Origin of the sequence: Legionella genomosp. 1, from assembly GCF_900640215.1 — a bacterium.
Lineage (GTDB): Bacteria > Pseudomonadota > Gammaproteobacteria > Legionellales > Legionellaceae > Legionella_C > Legionella_C quinlivanii_A.
On the sequence record NZ_CAAAJH010000002.1, the window covers coordinates 34,130 to 56,301 of the forward strand.

The following is a 22,172-nucleotide window of genomic DNA, read 5'->3' on the forward strand; positions in this document are numbered from 1 at the left end:
ACTTCCCAGGTTGTGGACAAGTTTGATTTTAATTCAATCAAATCGTCTCAACGTCATCCTGAACGCAGTGAAGGATCTCCTGAATCTGGCTCAGTTCTAAGCAGGTTGAGATCCTTCGCTACGCTCAGGATAACGTACCTGGGGAGTTACGAAATAAATTATGATTTTTCGATGAACTGACATCTGATTTTTGCAAACCACTGCCTGTATGACTATATTTAAAATTGTTCATTAATTCATCTATTCGGGAAGAGGTGTATGATTCCTGACCATCCGTTTAAAAACGCAAAGCTGTCTCTCGGGGAAATTGATCATTACACACTGATTGTGGAAAATGCAGAGAAAGTAGCCGATTTTCATATTAATCTGCTGGGATTTAATTTCCAGTATATTAAACATGTTAATTCGGGAACTGTTGTTGATCCCGAATATGACATGACCAATTATATTCTGACTCTGCCCGCTAATCCGGCTATTTTTTGTGTGATTACTCAGGGAATGAATGAAGAAACGGTGTTCAAAAAATATCACCGAAAATTTGGCGAGGGAATTCATCATATCGCGTACAAAGTGGATGATCTATCAGAGAATTGGAATATTTGTGAAGCAAATAAAATTACGAGAACCTCAACAGAGATTATTACGGATCCCGTCAGTGGATTGAAACAGTTTTTTATTGTGAAAGATTTGGGCGGTTATTTTATTGAATTAATTGAACGATCAGATAAAACAGTAGAGAGAGAAGATTTTACCAGCCAGAATATGAAAAAATTGTCTGATAGTATCAAGAAATATGTTTAGAGCTTACAACCCCTTTATCTATCCCTCTGTAGATAACTTATGATACAAAATAAGTAACTCCCCAGGTACGTCATCCTGAGAGTAGCGAAGGATCTCAAACTGCTTAGAACTGAGCCAGACTCCGGAGATCCTTCACTGCGTTCAGGATGACGCTACAATCTTGGGAGTTACCAAAATAATAAATCAAACGCTGACAAAGGATAGTCGTCGATGAAGGAATCAGAATTAATGGCTCTTGTACGAGATTTGAGGGTGAATATTGAAGGATTTATTCCCGGATTGTACCTCTTTTACCGTAACACTTCTGAGAACGACTGGAGAAAAGCAGGTAAAGCGCGTCTGGAACAAATTGAGAAGGCTCATCGATTAATTCAATATCTGGATAAAGTTACCAGGGATTTTATCGAGATTGATAGTACGCTGTTTCAAAACCAGAAAAGCTACATCAAGGCCAACTTTCAGCGCATCCATGAGTGGCTTATAGACAAGTCCGATGTGGTTATCTACCACGTTACAAAATTTCATATTTTCAATGAAAATCCCTTGGGAATCATTGTCCTCGATCGGCCCGAAGATACCCGAAAATGGCATTATTTGTACGCGAGTTTTCAAGCGCTTGTTGCAGATGTATATTATCAGGTTGGATATCTCAATCAGCTGGTTGAGGAAAAGCTGGAAGAAATACCCACTGTCCAATCGTCTCCTTTGAAAAAAATTACAGAGATGGCAAGCGACTCCAAAGAGCTTAATTACTATTATTATCAGTACGGCCGGGAATCTTCACTTAGGATACCAGCCTCAGTTTTTGATAAAGAGAATGCTATTCAGTTATCCTCAGAACAATTCGGAAGTTTTATTCTGGGTGTTTATCATTTTTTAAATCAGTATCAACCTGATTATGCTGAAATATCCAGGCTTTGCGCATCGCAAAGCAGTCATCAGCTATTATTGATTTTTAAGGCGGTTCACAAACTTGCCCCGCATCATCTTGATCTCACCGAAAGTCTTTATCCCTATCCACAAGACCCATCAATTCAGGCACTTAACAGAACACTGGAAAATACAAAAGACTATCCTGCCCTCTCACTTCTTCTCCCCAGCTATCGTAGTGAAGCCATGATTTCAATTTTGGAAAAACAAATTAAAATCGAACAGGAGTTCAGTGGTTTTTTTAATGAAGATACCAGGAAATCACTGAGTGATATGCCAAAAAAAATATATAACTCGCCCATTGAAACGATTAGAACATCCATATTGACAATAAAAGAAATTAATCAGCAACTCCTTAAAATGAGAAATTTGCTGGATATTAATCTGCTCCCGACTAATGAATTACATTCTATTTATATTAACTTCCTCTCTTATGAGGAATTGCTTTATGAAACTTTAACTATCTCCGCAGGCTTAAACTTCCAGGATCTGGAGTTTTCAACTGTCATTTCGCCTCTTGAACAAAACGATGGATTATTACAGGGAAGCTATCAGCCCCTGCTGTTTGAAAGCTATTATCTCCTGAGAAGTCTATGCATTGCTTTATCCTCCATGTTAAAAAAACCTGCCTTTACACGCCATCAAGATAGTGAGAATGTGAAACAGTCTTCGCGTGAAAAAGATTGCATATACTATTGTTCAGGGCGGGATTTAGATCTAAACGGATTAGCTCCAAGTAAAATAGAGTCCTCTTATTCTGCTTATCTGTCAGGTTTATATTTTGCATTGTATCTTTATGACGAAACGCTGCCTGTTCCTCCCCAATATCCAGAAACAGGCAAAGCGGAACTCATGCAGGCGGTAAATGATATCAGAAAGACCATTCTTTATCGATTCGCAGCACAATCCCTTAATCAAGCTGAGCTTAAACCCTATATCCCTGTTAACCCTTTTGAGCAAACTTTAAAACTTAGAAAATCGATCAACACCCTATTAAGCCTTGCGGCAGTCAGGGAGGTGGGAATATATGCCTTGTCGAGAAGACAGTCTGAAAGAACCTCCTCTCCCCCTGTAGAAACGGCGGCCAATCCATCTTTGTGAGTTTTGAAACTAAAGTCCTGCTTTTCTAAAGCCTGGGGGCTTGCACTGTCTACTATTTTTATAGTAGTATCTACTAAAAATATAGTAGGGATATGTTTAACTAAATTTCCAGGTTCGGCGCTTGCGATATTTTTGCATAATGAAAAACATGTCGTCTTTGCGAACAAAGTGAAGCAATCCACATCGAGTCTTGAACTAAATCAGGAATTGGATTGCTTCGCTAACGCTCGCAAAGACAGTTTTGGTACAGGTATCTTTATTCATGCAACAACATCGCTTTATACGAAATCCATTTATAACTATCGGAGTAATCAATGCCCGCACATTCGACTATGGCTCATGAACGCCTTCTCACTGAAGTAGAGCTTGAACTGATGAATATCATCTGGACTTTAGGCAATACCACGATTAAAGAAGTGGTTTCACAGCTTTCCACAAAAAGATCCCTGGCCTACACCACAGTCGCTACTGTGTTCAAGGTGCTGGAAAAGAAAGGCTTTCTCAAATGTGAGAAAAGCACTCATGCCCATATTTTCATCCCCGTTGTTTCAAAATCTGATTATGAAAGCACTTGTCTTGATCATGTAGTCACCAATGTGTTTGATGGGGAGCCCCTGGCACTTGTTCAACGTCTGCTAGTCGCCAATAAACTGCAACAGCAGGATATTCTGGCGATTGAAAAAGCGCTAAAACAGTTAAGCACCAATGAAAACCTGACAGGAATTGAATAATGTTATTTCTGGAAATTGTATTAAGCATTCATAGCCTGTTATTGTTAAGCTCCTGGTTTATCCGGCTCCCCTGGTTTGCGAAGCAACCCTCCCTCAAGCTTAAGCTCACCCGTCTTTTATTAATCAGTTGCGTCATTTCGCCGCTGATAATTCAAAGCATTCCTTCAGCGCCGAATATAAAACTGCCAAAACTCGTCTCACTGGACAGTCTTCAACACTATATAAAGCAGCCTGTTGTAAGCAATGACTTAATCAAATCAGGTCTTGACTCCCCAATACCCAAAGTTACCGAGCTAAGTTATCTAAACCTTTTTCTTCTTCTATTTGGTTTATTTATTTCCATTCGCATTTATCGGGTATGGTCGCATTGGACTACATTAAGAAGGCTTTTAAGCGAGGCCATTTCTTATCGAAGCGCTGGTAGACTGCGGGTGAAAGTCTCTCACCAATGCCATATCCCCTTTTCAGTCAATCTGTTTGGAAAAGCCTATATAGTGTTGCCGCTTTCATTATTGTCTACTCCGAAATACGCAAAAATTGCGATTGCTCATGAGGGTCAGCATCATCGTAACGGAGATTGCGTATGGGCTTATGTCGTTGAAGTTTTAAGGATTGTTTTCTTTGCCAATCCAGGCATCGCTCAATGGCAGCGTGTATTAAGCGATTTACAGGAATGCGCCTGTGACGAAAAAGTAGTCGGTCGCCGCAACATTTTAGCACTCGATTATGGCCGCTGCCTTTTGCATGTTGTACAAAACTTGTCTTCTAATTCTCTGCAATCAATTCCTGCGTTTGCCTGCACGGTAGGTATGGCTTTAAGCAAAGAAAATAAAGACTCCACTTTTATTATCAGGAGAATTTCAATGCTAAACCAATACTCAGGCAATACATCCCGAAAAATGATATCGGGAACGGCAATTGCCGCATTTTCCATTTTGCTGCCACTCTGCGTGGCCTATTCCGCTAGCGGCACATTAAGCGCGACGCAAATAAAAGAAATGGACTTATCTGCGCTCGATCAAAAAATTCAGACGATTGCAGAAAAGGAGGTCAGCAAAGCGATTAATCAGTACCATGCAAAATCGGCTGTTGTTGCTATTGCAGATGCCAGTACAGGAAATATAATTGCTTTTGCTGAACTAAGTCAGGATAAGCAATATCCCAGTTGGAAATCGCGTATTTTCTCTCCTGGTTCTACCATTAAACCTTTTATTGCTGCCGCAGCAATTGATTCTGGCAAAAGCTCGGAAAATCAAGTCTATGATTGCCCTTCACCCTATTCTGTAAATGGGAAAATGTTTAGCAACAGCGATCGAAGCGTAACTACGGTCTCCCTGTCTCAAGCTATTGCGAAATCCATTAATGTGTGCCTGATTAAAGTGAGCGAACAAACGGGAGTTTCGATTATCAAAGAAAAACTAAGCCAGTTTGGATTTGACCTAAAGACCGGTTGGCAATCTGGCGAAAATGAAAGGCTTCAGCTTGCAGAGACTGCTGTGGGGGAAAATATCCCGGTGACAATTGAATCGCTAACTAAATCTTACGCCATTCTGGCAAACAAAGGTCATCTGTTTTCTACCGCCAGGCCAGCAGTGATTTCAGAACAAACAGCCAGTTCTGTCAATCATATGCTTGAAAACGTGGTGAAAAAAGGAACAGGAAAACTTGCTGATATTCCAGGTATTCCAGTCGCTGGTAAAACGGGAACACTTCTGGAAAATCCTCAGGATTCCCAGGGACTTCAGCTTGCCCTCTTTGCCGGATATATTCCTGCAAATGCACCCCGCTATGTAATTACCGTCATCATTGAAGAAGGTCATCTGACTAAAAATGGCGAGGTATTGAGGAATGGCGGAGAACTCGCGGCTCCCGTATTCCGTCAGATTGCAATTGAAAGTCTGGCCTTAAACGCTACAAAATAATCTTCCCCTCTGCATTAGCAGAGGAATGACGTATCCAATATCAGAGAAATAATTAATGAAAAAATACGCCTTGCTGCTTCTTTTACCTGTATTAGCTTTTGGCTCTTCACTTTTGCCTCAGAGAAGCTGTTTTCTGATCAAGGAAAATCAAAGGATCCTTAAACAGGAAGGAGAGGACTGTAATCAACGCTATGCACCCGCATCGACCTTTAAAATTGCATTAAGTCTTATGGGATTTGATTCAGGTATTTTAAAAGATTCGCTTCACCCGCTGTGGCCTTATAAAAAGGAATATGAACTGTATCTGAATGTCTGGAAGTACCCTCACAATCCCAGTACCTGGATCAGAGATTCCTGCGTCTGGTATTCTCAGGTGTTAACGAGACAACTGGGCATGAAACGTTTTAAAGCCTATGTCCAGGCATTCGACTACGGTAATCAGGATGTTTCTGGTGATAAGGGACAAAATAACGGTTTAACCCATGCCTGGCTATCAAGCTCTCTCGCCATTTCACCAGAAGAACAAGTCGATTTTCTTCAAAAGCTGATCAATCATCAATTACCCCTGCAAGACAAAGCCTATGCCATGACCAAAGAAATCCTCTTCATTCAGGAGCTGGTCGGCGGCTGGAAATTATATGGAAAAACGGGTAGTGGACAACAATTGTCGGCGGACAAAAGCCAGAAACTAAACTTGCAGCATGGGTGGTTTGTGGGCTGGATAGAAAAGGATGGGCGCGTTATTCGCTTTGCAAGTCATCTGGCTGACAGCAAGGAAGAATCGAGTTTCGCAAGCTTCAGAGTAAAAAATGAAATGATGATAAAATTATGGTATCTCATTAATGAACTGGAGAAATGATCAAATAGCGAGGATAAAGGTTTAATGCTAAACTGCAATCGCCTTCATAAGAATATTCAAGGAGAGAACATTATGAAACGTTTATCCATTGCCGCTATACTATTGTCTGTTTCGTCCTGTGGCCTGGCTGCCACGCTCTCCTCAATGAGCCAATTGGAAGTAAGCGATGCTTTAGGCGATAAAACGCTTACCACCATATCTGCAGCAACGCTTAACGGTAAAGTGCTCCCGGACAGTTTCACCGGCTATTTCGGTAAAGACGGTAAAATGATGGGTGGATTTGCTCAAAAAACTACTGATGCACCGCAAAATGACAAAGGAACATGGCAGGTCAAAGAAGATGGCAGTGTTTGCATGACCTGGGAACACTGGTTTAATGCCAAAGAGGAATGTGTTTATTTTTATAAGCTTAATAACGGGTTGCTGGCTGTAGGTGCGGACCAAAATTTTGAAAGTGTAATTTTGAATTCTGACATTAAATCGGGTAACCAGCTTTCACCCAGTCAGAATCAGTAACATGAGTTGATTGGCTTCGCTTTTAATGAAGATAGGTACACAAATAACTGTCTTTGCGAGCGCCCGCGAAGCAGTCCAGCTTCTCACTTTGTTCAAGATTCGATCTGGATTGCTTCACTTCGTTCGCAAAGACGGCAGTATTTCTGTTTATGCAACAACCCAAATGTCGGGGCATCCATAGTTCTAGCCGCCTGGCAATGGTACCGCTTCCTTTTCAGCAATCATTTCCTCATACTCTTTTACACTATGAGGTTTATAAAAGTTCCAGAAATGACGTTTCATTTCGCAGAGGTTTTTAATTCTGTTTTTAATTGCAGCCTCATCAAAATGCTTGCTTTCATCAATAACATCACTCAAAACCTCTTTTAAGAATCGCAGCTTTTCGGAGTTTTCGCCGCGCGTTTTTCGATTAATCCCTTCACTGATATTAAAAATCAGTTTTTCGAGAATTTCACGATATTCTGTTCTTTTGACATGATTTACAATTGGCTCATTCAAAAAAGTTTTTAATTGCTCAATCCCCTCATCAGATCTTGAGGAGATTATCAGATGTCTGAGCCTGGCTTTATCGGCCCATCGAGTAAAACTGATAAGCGCGTCATGATTCTGAATATCACATTTTGTACCCAGCAGTATAATTTTGGATTTTGGATACTCTCTGATAATTTCGTCAATTTTGTGTTGATAATCGGCTATATCCAGAGGATCGTCTAATGAAATGTCAACACAGTATAGTATGGTTTGTACACCATTAAGATAGGCACTTCCCAGGCTTTCATTGAAGGGGTCATTTACTGTGTCACAAAGCTGGGCTCTTTTTTTGCCATGAGAATACTCAAAAAAATCATGACCAATGGTTCTTCGGTATTGGGTTTGAAAGGAGCTTCCAATCAATCGGCGAACAAGCTGCGTTTTGCCGGTATTCGGTTTGCCCAGTATCGCAATTTTATATAATGACATTATATAAACTCCATCAAGCGAGGACTTCATTCACGTGGAAATTTGTCCATCCTTGTTAAATGCCTGTAATTAGCCTGCTGACTTTTGGCTGATTATGCCTCAAGATTCATGATTATATCGTAACTCCCCAAAACGTCATCCTGAACGCAGTGAAGGATCTCTTGAATCTGGCTCAGCTCCAGGAGTTTGAGATCCTTCGGTATGCTCAGGATGACGTGCCTGGGGAGTTACATTATCTCTACAAGAGCGGTGCACAATTGTACTGATTTGTCGCTGGTCTGTCCATTTCCAAAGTGGTCAATAGAGTAATAGCCTTATGGTACTTTTTAAAAGGGGAAGTGTTGATTTTATTTCCCTCTCTCTAACTTGCACTGCCATTAAGTTAAGCTCAGTTGTATATAAACTGTCCTCCCCGCGAAGGCGGGGATCCATTTCTGAGCTCGCTATAATGCCAATTGAGGAATGGATTCCCGCCTTCGCGGGAAAGACCAAAATTTCCTTAACTTAATGGCAGTGTCTGTCTCTCTCCCCTAAAGGGCGAGAGGATTTAAAGGAAAATATCTACTGTGGTCATTTATTTTTGGTTAAAGAATAGACTTGTTCAGCCCCTTGCTTTAATCCACGGTTTTGAAGATGAGAAGGTACATCAAAAGGTTTATTATATAATTGATTTATATCAAAACAGTCACTGTACAGTTCAGTCACCTCCTGTTCATCTACTGAAAATGGCGGTCCTCGCATTTCATCCTGTTTGTAGCATGTTGTGATTAAGAGCATCTTTGTTTCTGGACGCATCAGTTCCGTTAAATGCCTGGCATAGGCTTGACGAAGCTCTGCCGTTAAAGCAATCAGCGCTGCCCGATCGTAAACTGCATCGATGTTGCCAATAACAGACGGTCTGATTTCGAAAAAATCACCTGATAACAAAGTGATGGTGTCGCTGCTATAGACTGTGAAATTGTCGACTTCGACTATCCTGCAAGGAATCTTGTTCTCTTCAAAAAAAGCATCACAAGCCATTTGACTGTATTCAACGCCAATGACCAGATAGTCCTGCTCTGAAAGCCATAGCATATCTACACTCTGCCCGCACAAGGGTACAAAAATACGAGAACCCGGAGTTAAATTCAAAGACGGAAAATAGCGCTGCATAAGTTTATTGGGTTGCTGCTGATTAAATCCAATATCCCTGGCCAGCCATTTCTCTTCCCAATAATTTTTATCCATTCAGAAGCCTCGCCTTACTATCAGTCCTAAATCCTTGATTATGCCATGAAGTATGATCCAGCTAAAGATTGGGCTTTTTCAGGTTTGAAAAAAAATTACGGTGGGAATGGGCGAGAATTAGTTTGAAACCTTCCGCTTTCGCGGAAGGAAGCATGTTCGTGACTTATGATTTAGATAGTTTGATAAAGTTGGCTAGACTCATCTTCTTCAGAGCATGAAGGCAGTGAATTCCAGGCAGCACCAGCGAAATCAGCTATATTTAAGAGCGAACCCACTAAAGTGATAGCAAGAAAAGCCAGACTATAAACTGCTAGCTCTTTAGCATCACTCATTGCCTTATTTCCGTCTGCCTTATTGAAGGCTAAGTAATTACAAAGTCCCCAGAAAACACTAGCTGCAGCAGCCAGAGCCAATCCAGCACTTACCACAGTGCCAATAACTGGAGCGGTTACTATACTTAAAAGTCTGGATGAGAAATCCCAAACGGATTCAAAGGCCTCAAACAAGTGGATTTTTTTCTCGGCCGGGGTGTTACTACTATTTTGACTAATCGCGGAAATAAGCGTGGTTCCAAATAAATTTAATCCAAAATGTCGCTTTTTCATATTTATCCTCTTCAATTCTTAAAAAGAAGCCAATTCTAACATACTGTAGAAAAATAATGCAATAAATTTCTCACAGAACTCTTACTTTATTAATATTTAATCTGTTAGGCTAAGATATAAACAATTTCATTGTGTTTGCTTACATGAAGTATGAGCGAACCAGGAATCTGAGTATTACATTTTTTAATAATTGAGACGGGAATATGAGAGGCTACGTTTAAATCCCCTCCGCTTTCGCGGAAAGGAAAGTATGATGTTTAATACACGGTTTAATTTAAGCCTGGAGCTTCACTTAAGTCCTCTTCTTCAGAACAGGAGGGCAGTGTATTCCATAAGGCGCCGCCAAAATCAACTATATTGCAGGGCACACTCGCTACAGCTACAAGAAAAATACCCAGGGTAAAACCTGCATTTTCGCGCGCTTCCTTCATTAGGTGATTCCCACCCCTTATATTGCCAGCCAGGTAGTTGCAAAGGCCCCATAAAAACTGAGCAGTGGCTAATATAGCAAATCCCGCAGATATTGTCGTAATAATGATGGGAGCAACGACCAGACTGATAAGTCGCGATGCAAAGTCTGAGGCTGATTCAAACTTATCATAAAAGAGTACTCGATCCTCTCTCCTTTTCTCGTCATCCGTTATAATACGAAGCGCAGTAGTTCCAAGTAAATTGGCTGAAAAAAAACGTGCCATTTTTATCCCCTTAAATAAAAGAACTCGATGTTAACACACTGTAGAAAAATAATTCAATATTTTTTAAATGACCTTTAAAATTATTTACTATTGATCTGTTGGCACAAAAAGAGACCAATAAATTCTTTCATCTTTTTTTAATAATTTCAGAAAAACTGTAACTCCCTAGGTTGTCAAATCGTCTCAACGTCATCCTGAACAAAGTGAAGGATCTCCTGAAGCTGGCTCAGTTCTAAGCAGTTTGAGATCCTTCGCTACGCTCAGGATGACGTACATGACGCTCAGGATGACGTACATGACACTCAGGATGACGTACCTGGGGAGTTACGAAAAACGTTACCCAGCTTATTTTTTATTCTTAATTTTTCCTTAATAATCCCTGCTTAAAATGATGAGCATTTTTGCTTGTTTCAGGTTGAATTTTGAAAACACTTTATAATGTTTGTAATGAAATACAAGAAAAAGAACTTAAAATACTTGAGGTCTTTTCCTCCTTCTATAAAGAAAATTTTGAAGTGCTTAGAGAGGTTAATAAGGAAAATCTTCTCAATGAAATGGATATCAGGCAGTTAGAAATTTATTTATATCCCTTCAAGAAAATTTATTCGCTGATTGCTCCAAACACAGCCTTGGACAGCAAAACCATACTGAAATTTTTCACTCAGAATCATCTTAAGGTGACTCCAGATGATTCAGAAGACGAGCTGATAAAAAAACTGCTTATGCTGATTGCTTCGCCTGCCTTTCTTTCCATTCGTAAAGCAGCAGCTCTTGCCCTAAGCCAATACAAAGAAGCAAACCAATTTTATCAGCGATTAGCGGAAATACTGGCCTGGCCGTCTTTAAAATCCCGACATCTTCAGGACAAGCATATTATTTGCGCTCAGATATTTTCACAATTTGCCATTTTGGGTAAGGAACTTTTTGAGCTCAATCAAAGTACAGGCTCTCGACTTATCAGCGAAACATTCGCCAACATTGCCGAGTCCGCGAACCAGTTTATTGCTCCTGAACTCGACACAATCAAAGAACTGGAAAGACTCGAAGCCATTAAGCATGAACTTCAAAATCAATTGAATCGCCTGGAACAAGAGGCCAGGAAAGTGCAACAAGCTTCTGTGGCGCTGCAGCTGAGATTTCAAATAGCTGAACAAATGATGCAATCCACTGATAAACAAAAACAAAATCAATTGTACAGCAAATGGAAAGACAGCTCGTCTCTTCTTGATTTTCCATCTGATTCACTCAGTCTGGTAAAATTGTCACAGGAAATTGCCGAACTGGAGACCCAGTTACAACAACAAAATGCAGACCTTGAGCCGCTCCAAAAACAGATTGGCCAGGTAAAAAGATTGCTAGACAAGAGCCAAATGGAAATTACACTGCATGACTCCACTTCCACAATAAATGTGCATCCTGATGTGCCTGCATGGCTTAATAAGCAATATAAATCAGAGCCCGTTCAAACTACTTTCCGGGTCGTTTTAGAAGAGAACCTGGCAAGTAAAGAGAATCCGGAACCCACTGAGTCCACACCCAGTGTCGGCACTTCAAAACACGGCTTTTTAACGAGAGCACGCAGCCTGACTAACCTCGGCAGAATAAGATCTTCAAGCTCTCCCCTGCAAAAACATGCAAGCTCTGAAAAAGAAAAAACCTTGCCGCAGAGTTCCTCTAATACGGAAGTGAAAGGAAAAGCTCGAATCCAGTTTTTTACTGATAAGGCCCATGCCGTCGAGCCATTACCACAATTGCAGCAAGTAATAAAAGAGCTTAAGTCAACCAAGAGTTTTACATTGGAACCTAAAGGATTTACAGGGTAATGGCCCTGTCATTTAAACCCTCTCTCTAACTCTCTCCCAGAGGGAGAGAGGATTTTAGTGAAGATTTTTTTAAGAAAATCCTCTCTCACTCTGGGCTAGGACACTGCCATTAAGTTAAGCTGAATTGTATATTAAACTGTCATCCCCGCGAAAGGCGGGGATCCACCTTTTGCAGGCGCATTACAAAAAACTCGACACTCCCCTTTACTTTCTGTCATATTACGACAGGAAATTACCTTTAAAGGACTTATTATGACAAAAACCCAAACCCTGCTATTTCATCTTTTACTAGTATTCTTAAACAGCGCTTTTGCTGCCAATACCTGCGACAGCTTATCCCGTTCATGGCAGGGTGAAGGTCGATATGTAAGCCCGTATCTCGCTTACCTATTTGACGCACAGGCCTCATTCACCAGAGAAAATGGATTGAACAGTTTTCGATTCAATTACACTGCTCACGGTGACGTTGAAAATGGGAACACCTATTCCTATCAACTGGAATGCGAAAATGGATTTTTATCGATTAACGATGGACCAGTTCAGGGTGAAGGCGCGGTTACCGGTACCAGATTGGTATTAAAACTATTTGATGGAACAGGCTACACCTTCTTGCGACTGAAGTAGTACATTGGGGAAGCGCTTATAAAGTCTGATGGATGACATGTGTGACCACTCCCCAGATAATCAAATCCTGATTTTCAGTGATATCAATCGGTGAAAAAGCAGAATTCTCCGGCATTAGCTGAACCTGGCCGTTGATGCGTGACAAGCGCTTGACGGTTAGCTCCCCATCGACTGCCGCAATAACGATTCGCCCATGTGCTGGCTCAAGGCTGCGATCGACAACGAGCAGATCGCCATTGACGATCCCCGCATCTTTCATTGAATCCCCGGAGGCTGTTAACAGAAAAGTAGACGAGGGATGTTTAATCAGAAATTCATTTAAGCTGACATAGGCTTCAATGTAATCATCCGCCGGTGAAGGAAATCCAGCTTTCACTTTACAGCTGTATAAAGGAATGGACGCTGGATTCGCCCCTGTAATCAAACATTTTACTTCCTCAATGCGAGACATCGGAATACGCATCGCCCTGGTGGATTCACCATACTGGTTGCTGCCCCTGGGTCGCCCGGAACCTTCACGCTTCCCGCCTCTCATCAACTATATCCGCCCAATTGATAACTGTACTTTAATCAGATTATATTGAAAGCATACGGGCGTGTAAAGCAGAAAGCATTCAGGGAGTATGGATGCAATACGCACTGAACATTTCATCTGTAGCCGCCATATCGTCATCGGGCAGAACCTGATGTAAACCTTGTAATAGTGATAAATGATTTAAAACATCCAGCAGCTGATCGGCATACAGAACAGACATACCCGGATCGGTACAATAGTCAAACCGGCTTGAGTTTCCATCATCAAGGCGCCAGCCCCGCGTGGTCAAATAGCATCGGAGCGATAAGGATTGCCCGTCTTTTTTATAATCGATAGTTAATACCCCTTTTAATGAACTGGTACGAATCAGCCATTCGTTCTCTTTTAATAAATGGAATCCCCGTACCCGACCATCTTTTCCGTGGCACACTTCATGACGGAGGCTGCTGGAGATTAAAGCTGAGGAAAAGACTAAATACTTGGTATCAGGCTCTCCATGCTCTTCTGGCTCAATGAAAAAAAATTCGTATTGGTGCCTTCTCATAATGTTTCCCTCGTCTATTAAAATATTCATCATTACAAGCAACTGATTATAAGTCACCCTGAATGGTTCTATTTTAATCAAAAAGTAACTTTTATAGAATTAGCTGATTTGGAAACCATTTCTTTCCAAATAAGAAAACAATTATTCACTAGTGTTTGTGACTCTGACAGTGATAGCAGATTGAGAAATGTCTGGGCAGTCTCTTATTCCCTTTAATTATCAGCATTTCTGAAAACTATACACATGCTTATCCACAGTTTTTGTGGATAAGTGAAATTGCAGGAATTAAAGAGGAAAATGTAAAATAAACGAATAAATACAGGGGGGTTATGAGGTTTATTTATAAAAGGAGCACTGGAAAATGCAGAAGAAGAGAGCAAAATTATCCACAAGGAGAAAATAATACTTCGGGCGGGCATCTTATCCAATTTTCTTATAAAGAACCAGTCTTGACATTTCAAGACTACTATTATGGGATACCGCGAACAAGTCGCGGTACGTAGCAGCGCAGGCTAAAGCGATACAGCATTGGTGAATAAATCACCAAACCACCTATAATTTAATGAACAGATTAAATCAGACTCAACATGCCAGAATCCTTAAAAATCATAATAGATGGGCCCAGCGCCGGATTAGTGGAAATACTTATCGATACTGATTCATCAGCGATTAGCGCCGCCTTCATTTACACCCCAGACACTGCAACTCCTGCCCCACATGAAATGTTATTGGGCTATCATGATGCCGCCGGAGAAGCGCATCAGCTCCCCATGACTCTCCAAAAAAATGGCCAATGGACGGCAAAAAGAACGATGGCTCCTAATGAGAGCAGCGATTTTTATATGCACCCGAATGTAAAACCGGGAAAATTAACTCAGAAACCCGATATTATAAGCAAAATAGCATTGTCGGATGGAAAAATTATAGCTTCGGTTTATGAGAATCCTGAGTTACCCACAGAAAGCAAAGGCAGTATCCAAAGGCGAGTCCTTAACGCCGAGGGAATTTTAAGTGAACCAGTGGATGAGCATCATCAGATAAAACCAGGGGAGCAGTTAATAGAAGTTTACATTCCAGCGGGATATGAGACTTCAGACTCCAAAGATTACCCAGTCGAGGTGATGCTGGATGGCGGCATGCATTTGCGTCAGGATGCTTTTGGAAACAGTATGGGTACTAAAACTATTCTGGATAATCTGATTGCAAACGGCCGCATGCCCCCTATTGTTGCCGTCTTTGTCTCCCCTTCCCCACCCACTCAGAAAGACGGGCAATGGGTTTCTATGCCAAGACTTGGAGAATATGCCTGCGATTTAAAAACTGATTCAATGCTAAAAAGCATTCCAGGCGCACTGAAACAAGCAGGGATGAAAACGACTGACGATCCTAAAAAAACAGGACTATGCGGTCAAAGCATGGGTGGTCTTCAGGCACTTTATACCGCGAAAATGCATCCTGAAATCTTTGGACAAGTGATTGCTCAATCACCAGCTGTCTGGTGGGGCCCTCCTGCCTCACGCCTGAATAATGAAGAAAATAAATCGCCTGCGCGTTATGAAGACGATGACACCTGGCGAGCTCCCTTGAACAATCAGGAAGAGCAGCAATACTTATTAACAATGCTGAATACAGGATATGACCAGTTGTCGAGACAGACTGTTCCCCAAGGGGAGCTAAGTATTTATCTGCAGGCTGGAACCCATGAAACAGGCGATAGAAACCAGGGTGACGAACCGCTTGCTCAGTCGGTTATGACTTTAGCCAGAAAATTAAATATTGGATGCAAGCTTCATAATGGTGGCCATACAGCTGAGTCCTGGGCCACAGGGCTGGCAATACTCCTGCCTCAGGCACACCCGGCACAGCCGGCATTAGAGACAACTGAGGAAGTCAATGCTATTAATGAAATCACTCGCAGCTCCACCGAAGAATTAATGCGTTCGGCAAACATTCAAGGAGCGGCTATTGCTTCTTATAGCGATGCACATATTTCTACTCTGTCGATAGGAACAACGGCTAAAACTCCTTTTGGGGTAGCCTCACTTAGTAAACCCGTTTTTGCTTATCTGGTCCTCAAACTTTTGGAAGCTAATAAGGCCGATGAGGCGATCCCCGGTTTTGGCAAGTTTAATTCATCGGATAGCCAATTTGATTTGGATACTCCATTGTATCAAGTGTTTCGAGATGCGAGCGGTGAAACATTAGCAGATAATGACAACCCCTTTCTTAAGAATTTCAAACCGGAAGATTGGGATCTGGCTAAACAATTGAATGCAAGAATAATTCTTTCCCATCGGACTGGCCTGCATATTGTGGAGCAAAAGCCCTACTCCTTTCAGTTTGCGCCAGGAGCCTATTATGCTTATTCTGGTCCTGGAATTGATTGTTTACAAACGGCGATCGAAGAACTCACTCACAGTGATCTGGAAACGTTGGCCTGGGCAAATGTGTTTGCGTCCCATGCTTTAAATATGTCTCACAGCAGTTATGGAGATGAGCCCGTTGCTGCGAATAGCTTAAAAACAACGGCTGAGGACTATGCTGCCTTGGTGAGCTCATGGATTAATGATGAGCGTCTGAATTATGCCTTCAAACCTCAGGAGCCGATTTATACGATGGAAAATGATTATTTTCCCCAGTCAAAAGATATGCTGGTGGAAAATATTAATATAGATGCACTTGACAGAAAACAAGTGAGCTGGGGGCTGGGGGTCGGGCTTGTAATAAAAGATAAGGAGGTAGTAGGCGCTTATCACACGGGGGATATGAACCAGTGGCGCTCAGGATTTGGAGCTGAAATTGCTCCTGAAACCGGGCGTTGTCAAACTACCCGGGTTTATTGTGCCAATGGCGCGAATGGGCATATTCTTGCTGAAAAGATTTTACCCAAAGCGCTAAGCCCTGCATTAAATTATTTTTTTCCAACTTATGGTTTTGCTCGAAATGTAAAGGAACTGGACGAAACCAGTTTCCATGGGATGAATCCTCAGCGTTTAAAACCCGATTTAAAGGAAGAGGCTTATCAAACAAAGAATATCAGTAATCGATACAAGGAACTCTTGCAAGGCAGTAAATCTGAAAAAACTGATTTAGCAGCGACTGAGCTATTGGATTCAGCTCAACAGGCAAAGCCAACAACACCCAATCCATACTCGATTGAACCTAAGCCCCACTGAAGGCTGGAATAGCCTGTATCGGGCTCGCTTCATCGCTTTCCATACCCTGCTTAAACATTTTTAAGCGTTCTTTACAATAGCTGACATTATTAGTCTGGGTAATACCATCCAGCCAATCACTAAATTTAGACAGTTGAATTCCAATGCTGAGCAGTATTCCGGGAGCCTGCCCTCTCTTTTCTTTCATTATTCCACGGACTCCGAAAGAAAAATCGGCGCCAGCATCTTCAAGGGCTTTTAAAACTGAATAATCAGTTTCCCTTGCAGTCTCAACACTTAAATAAATTGATTTAAACAATCTCTCGCGCGATTCTTTGGCAAGGTTATTCGAAATGGTATCGCATAGCAATTTTACCAGATGCGGCTGATTGGTCTTCACGGCAAGCAATGTATAATGGAGCAGCACTTCATCATCAGGAAACCTGTCGGCCTTCTTCAATTGGTCAAGCAGCAAAGATACCGATTTGGTGTTGCTCATCCCACAGTTTCCTTTTTCTCCAATTGCCGCTTCAATAGCATCCTTACCCTTATATTTATTTAGAATATGATCAGCCATTTGCTCATTAGACAACATTGGGTGCGATTTTTGCTGATAGTCATTGAGTAAATCACTCAAGATTTCCGGACTACCTCCAGAGGCAGCCTGATTCAGATATTGCGTGGCATTTTGACCGGATAAAATTAAATCAAAATAATTATTCTGAGTGGCGTCATTTTCAATTAAACACTTAAAACTGCCGTATTTACCACGCATTAAGGCAAAATCAAAAAGCAGTCGGCTAATTTCAGGGCGTTTAACCAAGCTTATTAACTCCTTATTGCTACTCTCCAGCATATAATCAATCACTTTTTCATTATTACTCATTACGGCATAGGTTAATCCCTTGAGCAAATCAGTACCGACAGGATGCGACTCTTCACAAATTAATTTCACAGCCCTGGCATTGTTTTTTCGGCAGGCAAAAATGAGTTGGGAAAGTTTTTCCTCTTTTTTAAGCTCATTATCCCATCGGCTACAGACGGCATCTGCATCGAGATAGCGGGAAAAAAGTTCAGCAGAAGAAGGCAACGCAGGAATTCGTATCTCAGCTATGGGGTGCCTGACTACTTCCAAATCAAGACCTAAATCCCCTTTCCAGCTGCATTTTCTGGCAATTTCACGAATACCTGCTATTAAAGACTTCTCATCGGCACAGTGGATAAACCCCTCAGGATCATTAGGATCCGCCAGACGATACTGGCCATTTTCCAATCTTGAAACACTGACAGCATGATTGGTGAGTGTTAATAACATTCCCTCCCTGGGCTTAAGATCAATATCCTGAAGTACTGAAACCCACTTCTCATCTTTCGCGATCAGGCTCATTTTCAAAGAAGGTTTCAGAGGATGACCATTAATCGACAGATTGGATAGTGAATGCCTTTGTTCTTTGGTCGAATCAAAGAGATGGGGAGAAAAGGCAACGAGAGTCTCAACTACAAAATGATTTACTTCATTTATAGAGTCTTTATCGAGCTTTTCCAGATTAGCAATTTTATCTATTATTGAAAAATATTCGCTTTCACGGTTTTCAAGAATATATTTGCAACGCAGAACTGCTAATCCCCGGCATATGCCATCAACAGGCATGCGAACAGGCAAATTCTGACTTTCCAGATATTTATTCAAATTCTTAATGACATTCGCCTGATTTCTTTTGGGAATGTTGAGCTGTTTTCTGGCAACCATTTCAGTTCGCAATAAATAACGATTAGGGTTATTTTAGCGAATTTAGATTATTGAAATATTAACAAGTGAATGATAGGGCATCAGGAGATTTCAAAGCGCCAGAAAAACAAAAACCATCTAAAAAGATGGTTTCTGTTGCAGGTTCAAGAGACGCCCTTTGGCGTTTCTTTTCCTTACACTTTAAGTATAGTACAGACTACAGACCTGTCAAATTTTGGCTATTTACTCACAGGCACACCGTCATCTCGAATGCCACACCGTCATCTCGAACGCCACACCGTCATCTCGAACGCCACGCCGTCATCTCGAACGCCACGCCGTCATCTCGAACGCAGTGAGAGATCTCCCAAATCTGACATGTCATGACACAGTTGATGAACTCTTTACTCAAGTCCAATTAATTTAGGCGGACACAAATAAGCATTTCCAAGATTGGTAACATTGGTTTGTTCTGAACCCCCGCTCATATATCCACTGCGTCGATCAAAAGAGCCGCTCATTGAACCTGTCACTCCGGCACGATTGGTCACTAATTGAATATAGTTTGCACCTAATTTTGCAGCTCTGTTCTTAAGGTCATTCATTGCACCCTCTTCCAGGTTTCGATTGGAAGTAAAGCCTCCAGTGAAAAAGTTACCTTGATTGCCAACCACTTGTCCCAAGTACTTGCAACCCTTGGGCACAGGATTTGGCGAAGCAATGACACGGGCTGTTTGCGGGTCGGCCGGAATGGATGCACAGCTGCAAATCAAAGTGCCAAGAGCAAACAGTGACAAAATCTTTTTCATTTTTACAACCTTTGTTTTTGTTTATGAGCAATTAATGCGCACCAATCATAATTTATCTACAATACAAATTCAATAAGCGAGTCTCATTGTCAGTTTAATCAGTTTGTGAAAATCATAAACGAGGCTTAAGTACTATAATTATCCTTAGCTAACCATTAAGAATAACAATGAAAAATGATATTCTCGATTGTATTATCATTGGCGGGGGTCCCGCAGGTCTTACCGCAGGCCTTTACCTGAGCCGCTATCGCCGTAATATACTCATTTATGACGGCGGAATCAGCCGGGCTGAGAAAATCCCGCTCTCTCATAATTATCCCGGATTTCCGCAAGGTATCTCAGGCCCCGAGTTACTCACCCGATTAAGACAGCAACTATCTCATTATGAGGCAACCATTATTCATGAATTCGTTGAATCCATTGAAGTGCTCGGTGATTACAATTTTCAGGTAATCACTCAATCGGGATTTCAATGCGCAAAAAATATTATTCTGGCAACCGGGGTAAAAGATATAGAACCTCGCCTCGGCAACATAAACGATGGTATTCAAAAAGGATTAATCAGGCATTGTCCGGTTTGCGATGCCTTTGAAATAATTGATAAAAAAGTAGCTGTTATTGGTTATAACAAATCAGGATTAGGGGAAGCATTATTCTTACGCGAGTATACACCAAAATTGTCTTTACTGACCCTTGGAGAAACAGAAGCATGGAGTAAAGCAGATTTTAAAAAAATCAAAAAAGCTGATATCACTTTAGTCAATGATCATTTGCTGGAAATTGAATTAACTTCTGACTCGGCCAAAATGACTTTCGATAATAAAAAAATACTTAACTTCGATTGCCTCTATTCAGCGCTGGGTTCAGTTTATAATAACCGACTGGCGAAAGATGTGGGTGCGAAGTTAAAAGAAGGTGCCGTTATTGTTAACAAACACCAGCAAAGCTCAATCAAAGGATTCTATGCGGCAGGCGATGTAGTTCATGGACTGAATCAGATCTGTGTCGCTACCAGCCAGGCAGCCATCGCCGCAACTGATATTCATAATAGATGCAGGGAGCTAACCTAACTTGCTCAGGCCAAAAACTCATAACGCTAGGGCAAAGCAGGCAAGGCTGAAGCAGCAGGGAGAGCCAGAGTGCAAGAGGCATTAATCGTTGTATTTGAAATCATTGCGCAGGACTGGTTTGAAATCGCTGACCAATAATTTGGATATTGTTTAGGAAAATAACTCTCACAGTCAGCAGTCAGATCTGCGGCGACGTCTAATGATTTTTCCAGTAGTTTCTCACCTAACTGACAAACTTTTTCTTTTGCCAAAGAGAAAAAGCTATGTCTTGAACATACTATTGAGGAGTCGTTTCGACTAAGTGTACGACTAAAAAACTGAGGATATTCTTTTATAAGATCTTGAACAGACTCAAGATTTAAAAAGTCTTCTGCAAGAAAATGATTATAAAAGCCTGGTTGATATTCAATTCCTGCTATTTTCGCAACCGACATGATTTCATGGGCAGTGTGAAATCCACCTCCGCCAATGAACCCAAAGATTGCTGTGATATACTGCTTTAGCTCTTCCTTATTGAAATTTCCAATCAATAGCGCCTGCAATAACGAATCGGCTGTACTACCTGAAGGTCCGGCAAGAAATGGCTGGTTTAGCCGTGAAATTTCTTCAGCCCATGCAGAATCTGGCGGTGGAATAAAAACACCTAAAACATTGGTATGCTCCTGGATCTCAAAGTTTGTGGGACACTCTTTTGGATCAGCAATCCCTGTGGTACGGACTTTCTGACCCTGATCCTTTACTTTAATACGCATTCGCGGTATTAAAAAATTTTCCTGAAATATTTGCTTATGAATAGCCTTTTTGCAGGCATCAATATCCTGTGGCCTTGCGCTTAATTTTTTCGCTACCCGCTGTGATACACTAAGGTTTCTAGTCTCGGTTTTCTCAACAATATGCTTCACATGTCGATCAGGTAAAAAATCATAAATTTTTTCGCTGAAAAATTGATGCAGATGCATAATTCGCGGAAGGTTTGTTATCGGTGAAGTAGTCAGATCGTCAATAATTAATGCCATAATTTCGCTTTGCAATGGGCAATAATCAAGAGCAGGGCCAAAAGTGCCAAAATGCGTATCGCTATAAAGATCGTTAACACCCTGATCGGTTAAAATATCATTGTCCATGAGAAATCGTCGGTTTTGCGGGCGAGTCAATAAATCCGCAATGGTTTTGGACATCTTTTCTACAGCAGGCAAAGTCTGTGGATTTTTAAGAATTAAGGCAGTTAACCTGGTTTCGAGGCAGAAAATTTCTTTGTCTGATCTTGATTTAGGCATGATAGCGGCTTGGTATCTCATTTTCACCGAACAGGAATGTAAATATTTTATACTGACAACATTAATTGAATATTAACTGCGAAGCTGATGGCCTGATTGCTCTATTAACCAGTATCTGACATTCTATTCACACAGTTATCAACAGATTTTGTGGATAAGTAGACACATGATTTAAAGTAAATTCGGGATGACAAGCCTTTGCTGGTAAGGGTTTTATAAACAGATGAGGAAATTACAGAATTTGAAACTATTAGCCAGG

The 22,172-nt window shown here is 41.3% G+C and carries 19 protein-coding genes; 10 read left to right on the forward strand and 9 right to left on the reverse strand.

The window, feature by feature from the left end:
- Positions 1-258 precede the first annotated feature (258 nt).
- From E1O89_RS02350 to E1O89_RS02375, 6 genes are all read left to right on the forward strand, one after another.
- Entirely contained in the window at positions 259-801 is a 543-nt protein-coding gene (locus E1O89_RS02350) for a VOC family protein (protein ID WP_133138780.1), read from the forward strand.
- A 210-nt stretch (positions 802-1,011) separates the two neighbouring features.
- The gene (locus tag E1O89_RS02355) at positions 1,012-2,832 is read left to right on the forward strand and encodes a hypothetical protein (protein WP_133138781.1); all 1,821 of its coding nucleotides are present in this window, start codon (positions 1,012-1,014) and stop codon (positions 2,830-2,832) included.
- A gap of 314 nt (positions 2,833-3,146) precedes the next feature.
- Entirely contained in the window at positions 3,147-3,563 is a 417-nt protein-coding gene (locus E1O89_RS02360; RefSeq protein ID WP_133138782.1) for a BlaI/MecI/CopY family transcriptional regulator, read from the forward strand.
- Complete coding sequence (locus tag E1O89_RS02365) at positions 3,563-5,485, forward strand: M56 family metallopeptidase (protein ID WP_133138783.1); 1,923 nt, start codon at positions 3,563-3,565, stop codon at positions 5,483-5,485. Before E1O89_RS02360 ends, E1O89_RS02365 begins: the two co-directional genes overlap by 1 nt.
- A gap of 55 nt (positions 5,486-5,540) precedes the next feature.
- On the forward strand, positions 5,541-6,344 hold the full coding sequence (gene blaOXA, locus E1O89_RS02370) for a class D beta-lactamase (protein ID WP_133138784.1): 804 nt from the start codon (positions 5,541-5,543) through the stop codon (positions 6,342-6,344).
- 72 nt (positions 6,345-6,416) lie between these two features.
- Positions 6,417-6,860: a hypothetical protein gene (locus E1O89_RS02375; protein WP_133138785.1), complete on the forward strand. Its 444-nt coding sequence runs from the start codon at positions 6,417-6,419 to the stop codon at positions 6,858-6,860.
- 183 nt (positions 6,861-7,043) lie between these two features.
- Here E1O89_RS02375 and E1O89_RS02380 read toward each other — a convergent pair whose 3' ends face one another.
- From E1O89_RS02380 to E1O89_RS02395, 4 genes are all read right to left on the reverse strand, one after another.
- Positions 7,044-7,820 carry a GTP-binding protein gene (locus E1O89_RS02380; RefSeq protein WP_165483041.1) on the reverse strand — a complete coding sequence of 259 codons (777 nt, stop codon included), beginning with the start codon at positions 7,818-7,820 and terminating at the stop codon, positions 7,044-7,046.
- A 570-nt stretch (positions 7,821-8,390) separates the two neighbouring features.
- Positions 8,391-9,047, reverse strand: coding sequence for a thiopurine S-methyltransferase (tmpT, locus tag E1O89_RS02385; RefSeq protein ID WP_133138787.1), 657 nt, complete (start codon positions 9,045-9,047; stop codon positions 8,391-8,393).
- Positions 9,048-9,217: 170 nt separating this feature from the next.
- Complete coding sequence (locus E1O89_RS02390) at positions 9,218-9,652, reverse strand: hypothetical protein (RefSeq protein ID WP_133138788.1); 435 nt, start codon at positions 9,650-9,652, stop codon at positions 9,218-9,220.
- A gap of 269 nt (positions 9,653-9,921) precedes the next feature.
- A complete protein-coding gene (locus E1O89_RS02395) occupies positions 9,922-10,347 on the reverse strand; it encodes a hypothetical protein (RefSeq protein ID WP_133138789.1) in 426 nt (141 codons plus the stop codon).
- Positions 10,348-10,769: 422 nt separating this feature from the next.
- On the opposite strand from E1O89_RS02395, the gene E1O89_RS02400 reads away from it, so the two are divergent.
- Together E1O89_RS02400 and E1O89_RS02405 are read left to right on the forward strand one after the other, a co-directional pair.
- The gene (locus tag E1O89_RS02400; protein ID WP_133138790.1) at positions 10,770-12,170 is read left to right on the forward strand and encodes a hypothetical protein; all 1,401 of its coding nucleotides are present in this window, start codon (positions 10,770-10,772) and stop codon (positions 12,168-12,170) included.
- A gap of 252 nt (positions 12,171-12,422) precedes the next feature.
- Positions 12,423-12,794 (forward strand): hypothetical protein, encoded by a 372-nt coding sequence (locus E1O89_RS02405; protein ID WP_133138791.1) that lies wholly within the window; start codon positions 12,423-12,425, stop codon positions 12,792-12,794.
- A 16-nt stretch (positions 12,795-12,810) separates the two neighbouring features.
- Here the strand turns inward: E1O89_RS02405 and E1O89_RS02410 are convergent, their stop codons facing one another.
- Together E1O89_RS02410 and E1O89_RS02415 are read right to left on the reverse strand one after the other, a co-directional pair.
- Positions 12,811-13,332 carry a LexA family protein gene (locus tag E1O89_RS02410; RefSeq protein WP_410054751.1) on the reverse strand — a complete coding sequence of 174 codons (522 nt, stop codon included), beginning with the start codon at positions 13,330-13,332 and terminating at the stop codon, positions 12,811-12,813.
- Between the two features lie 76 nt (positions 13,333-13,408).
- A complete protein-coding gene (locus tag E1O89_RS02415) occupies positions 13,409-13,873 on the reverse strand; it encodes a hypothetical protein (RefSeq protein WP_133138793.1) in 465 nt (154 codons plus the stop codon).
- A 587-nt stretch (positions 13,874-14,460) separates the two neighbouring features.
- Between E1O89_RS02415 and E1O89_RS02420 the strand changes: the two genes are divergently transcribed.
- Complete coding sequence (locus E1O89_RS02420) at positions 14,461-17,049, forward strand: alpha/beta hydrolase-fold protein (RefSeq protein ID WP_133138794.1); 2,589 nt, start codon at positions 14,461-14,463, stop codon at positions 17,047-17,049.
- Here E1O89_RS02420 and E1O89_RS02425 read toward each other — a convergent pair.
- Together E1O89_RS02425 and E1O89_RS02430 are read right to left on the reverse strand one after the other, a co-directional pair.
- Positions 17,036-18,778: a hypothetical protein gene (locus E1O89_RS02425; RefSeq protein ID WP_133138795.1), complete on the reverse strand. Its 1,743-nt coding sequence runs from the start codon at positions 18,776-18,778 to the stop codon at positions 17,036-17,038. The two genes, E1O89_RS02420 and E1O89_RS02425, sit on opposite strands and share 14 nt — an antisense overlap.
- 383 nt (positions 18,779-19,161) lie before the next feature.
- Positions 19,162-19,566 carry a DUF4156 domain-containing protein gene (locus tag E1O89_RS02430; RefSeq protein ID WP_112218121.1) on the reverse strand — a complete coding sequence of 135 codons (405 nt, stop codon included), beginning with the start codon at positions 19,564-19,566 and terminating at the stop codon, positions 19,162-19,164.
- 167 nt (positions 19,567-19,733) lie between these two features.
- Between E1O89_RS02430 and E1O89_RS02435 the strand changes: the two genes are divergently transcribed.
- Complete coding sequence (locus tag E1O89_RS02435; protein ID WP_133138796.1) at positions 19,734-20,636, forward strand: NAD(P)/FAD-dependent oxidoreductase; 903 nt, start codon at positions 19,734-19,736, stop codon at positions 20,634-20,636.
- A 26-nt stretch (positions 20,637-20,662) separates the two neighbouring features.
- Here E1O89_RS02435 and E1O89_RS02440 read toward each other — a convergent pair whose 3' ends face one another.
- The gene (locus tag E1O89_RS02440) at positions 20,663-21,913 is read right to left on the reverse strand and encodes a hypothetical protein (RefSeq protein WP_133138797.1); all 1,251 of its coding nucleotides are present in this window, start codon (positions 21,911-21,913) and stop codon (positions 20,663-20,665) included.
- Positions 21,914-22,172: the final 259 nt, after the last annotated feature.

Bases quoted from the DNA above. Each gene is read 5' to 3' on its own strand.
- E1O89_RS02440 (WP_133138797.1), bottom strand. From the start codon at position 21,913: ATGCCTAAATCAAGATCAGACAAAGAAATTTTCTGCCTCGAAACCAGG.
- E1O89_RS02420 (WP_133138794.1), top strand. From the start codon at position 14,461: ATGCCAGAATCCTTAAAAATCATAATAGATGGGCCCAGCGCCGGATTA.
- E1O89_RS02435 (WP_133138796.1), top strand. From the start codon at position 19,734: ATGAAAAATGATATTCTCGATTGTATTATCATTGGCGGGGGTCCCGCA.
- E1O89_RS02425 (WP_133138795.1), bottom strand. From the start codon at position 18,778: ATGGTTGCCAGAAAACAGCTCAACATTCCCAAAAGAAATCAGGCGAAT.
- E1O89_RS02430 (WP_112218121.1), bottom strand. From the start codon at position 19,566: ATGAAAAAGATTTTGTCACTGTTTGCTCTTGGCACTTTGATTTGCAGC.
- blaOXA (WP_133138784.1), top strand. From the start codon at position 5,541: ATGAAAAAATACGCCTTGCTGCTTCTTTTACCTGTATTAGCTTTTGGC.
- E1O89_RS02375 (WP_133138785.1), top strand. From the start codon at position 6,417: ATGAAACGTTTATCCATTGCCGCTATACTATTGTCTGTTTCGTCCTGT.
- E1O89_RS02350 (WP_133138780.1), top strand. From the start codon at position 259: ATGATTCCTGACCATCCGTTTAAAAACGCAAAGCTGTCTCTCGGGGAA.
- E1O89_RS02390 (WP_133138788.1), bottom strand. From the start codon at position 9,652: ATGAAAAAGCGACATTTTGGATTAAATTTATTTGGAACCACGCTTATT.
- tmpT (WP_133138787.1), bottom strand. From the start codon at position 9,047: ATGGATAAAAATTATTGGGAAGAGAAATGGCTGGCCAGGGATATTGGA.
- E1O89_RS02355 (WP_133138781.1), top strand. From the start codon at position 1,012: ATGAAGGAATCAGAATTAATGGCTCTTGTACGAGATTTGAGGGTGAAT.
- E1O89_RS02380 (WP_165483041.1), bottom strand. From the start codon at position 7,820: ATGTCATTATATAAAATTGCGATACTGGGCAAACCGAATACCGGCAAA.
- E1O89_RS02415 (WP_133138793.1), bottom strand. From the start codon at position 13,873: ATGAGAAGGCACCAATACGAATTTTTTTTCATTGAGCCAGAAGAGCAT.
- E1O89_RS02360 (WP_133138782.1), top strand. From the start codon at position 3,147: ATGCCCGCACATTCGACTATGGCTCATGAACGCCTTCTCACTGAAGTA.
- E1O89_RS02365 (WP_133138783.1), top strand. From the start codon at position 3,563: ATGTTATTTCTGGAAATTGTATTAAGCATTCATAGCCTGTTATTGTTA.
- E1O89_RS02405 (WP_133138791.1), top strand. From the start codon at position 12,423: ATGACAAAAACCCAAACCCTGCTATTTCATCTTTTACTAGTATTCTTA.
- E1O89_RS02395 (WP_133138789.1), bottom strand. From the start codon at position 10,347: ATGGCACGTTTTTTTTCAGCCAATTTACTTGGAACTACTGCGCTTCGT.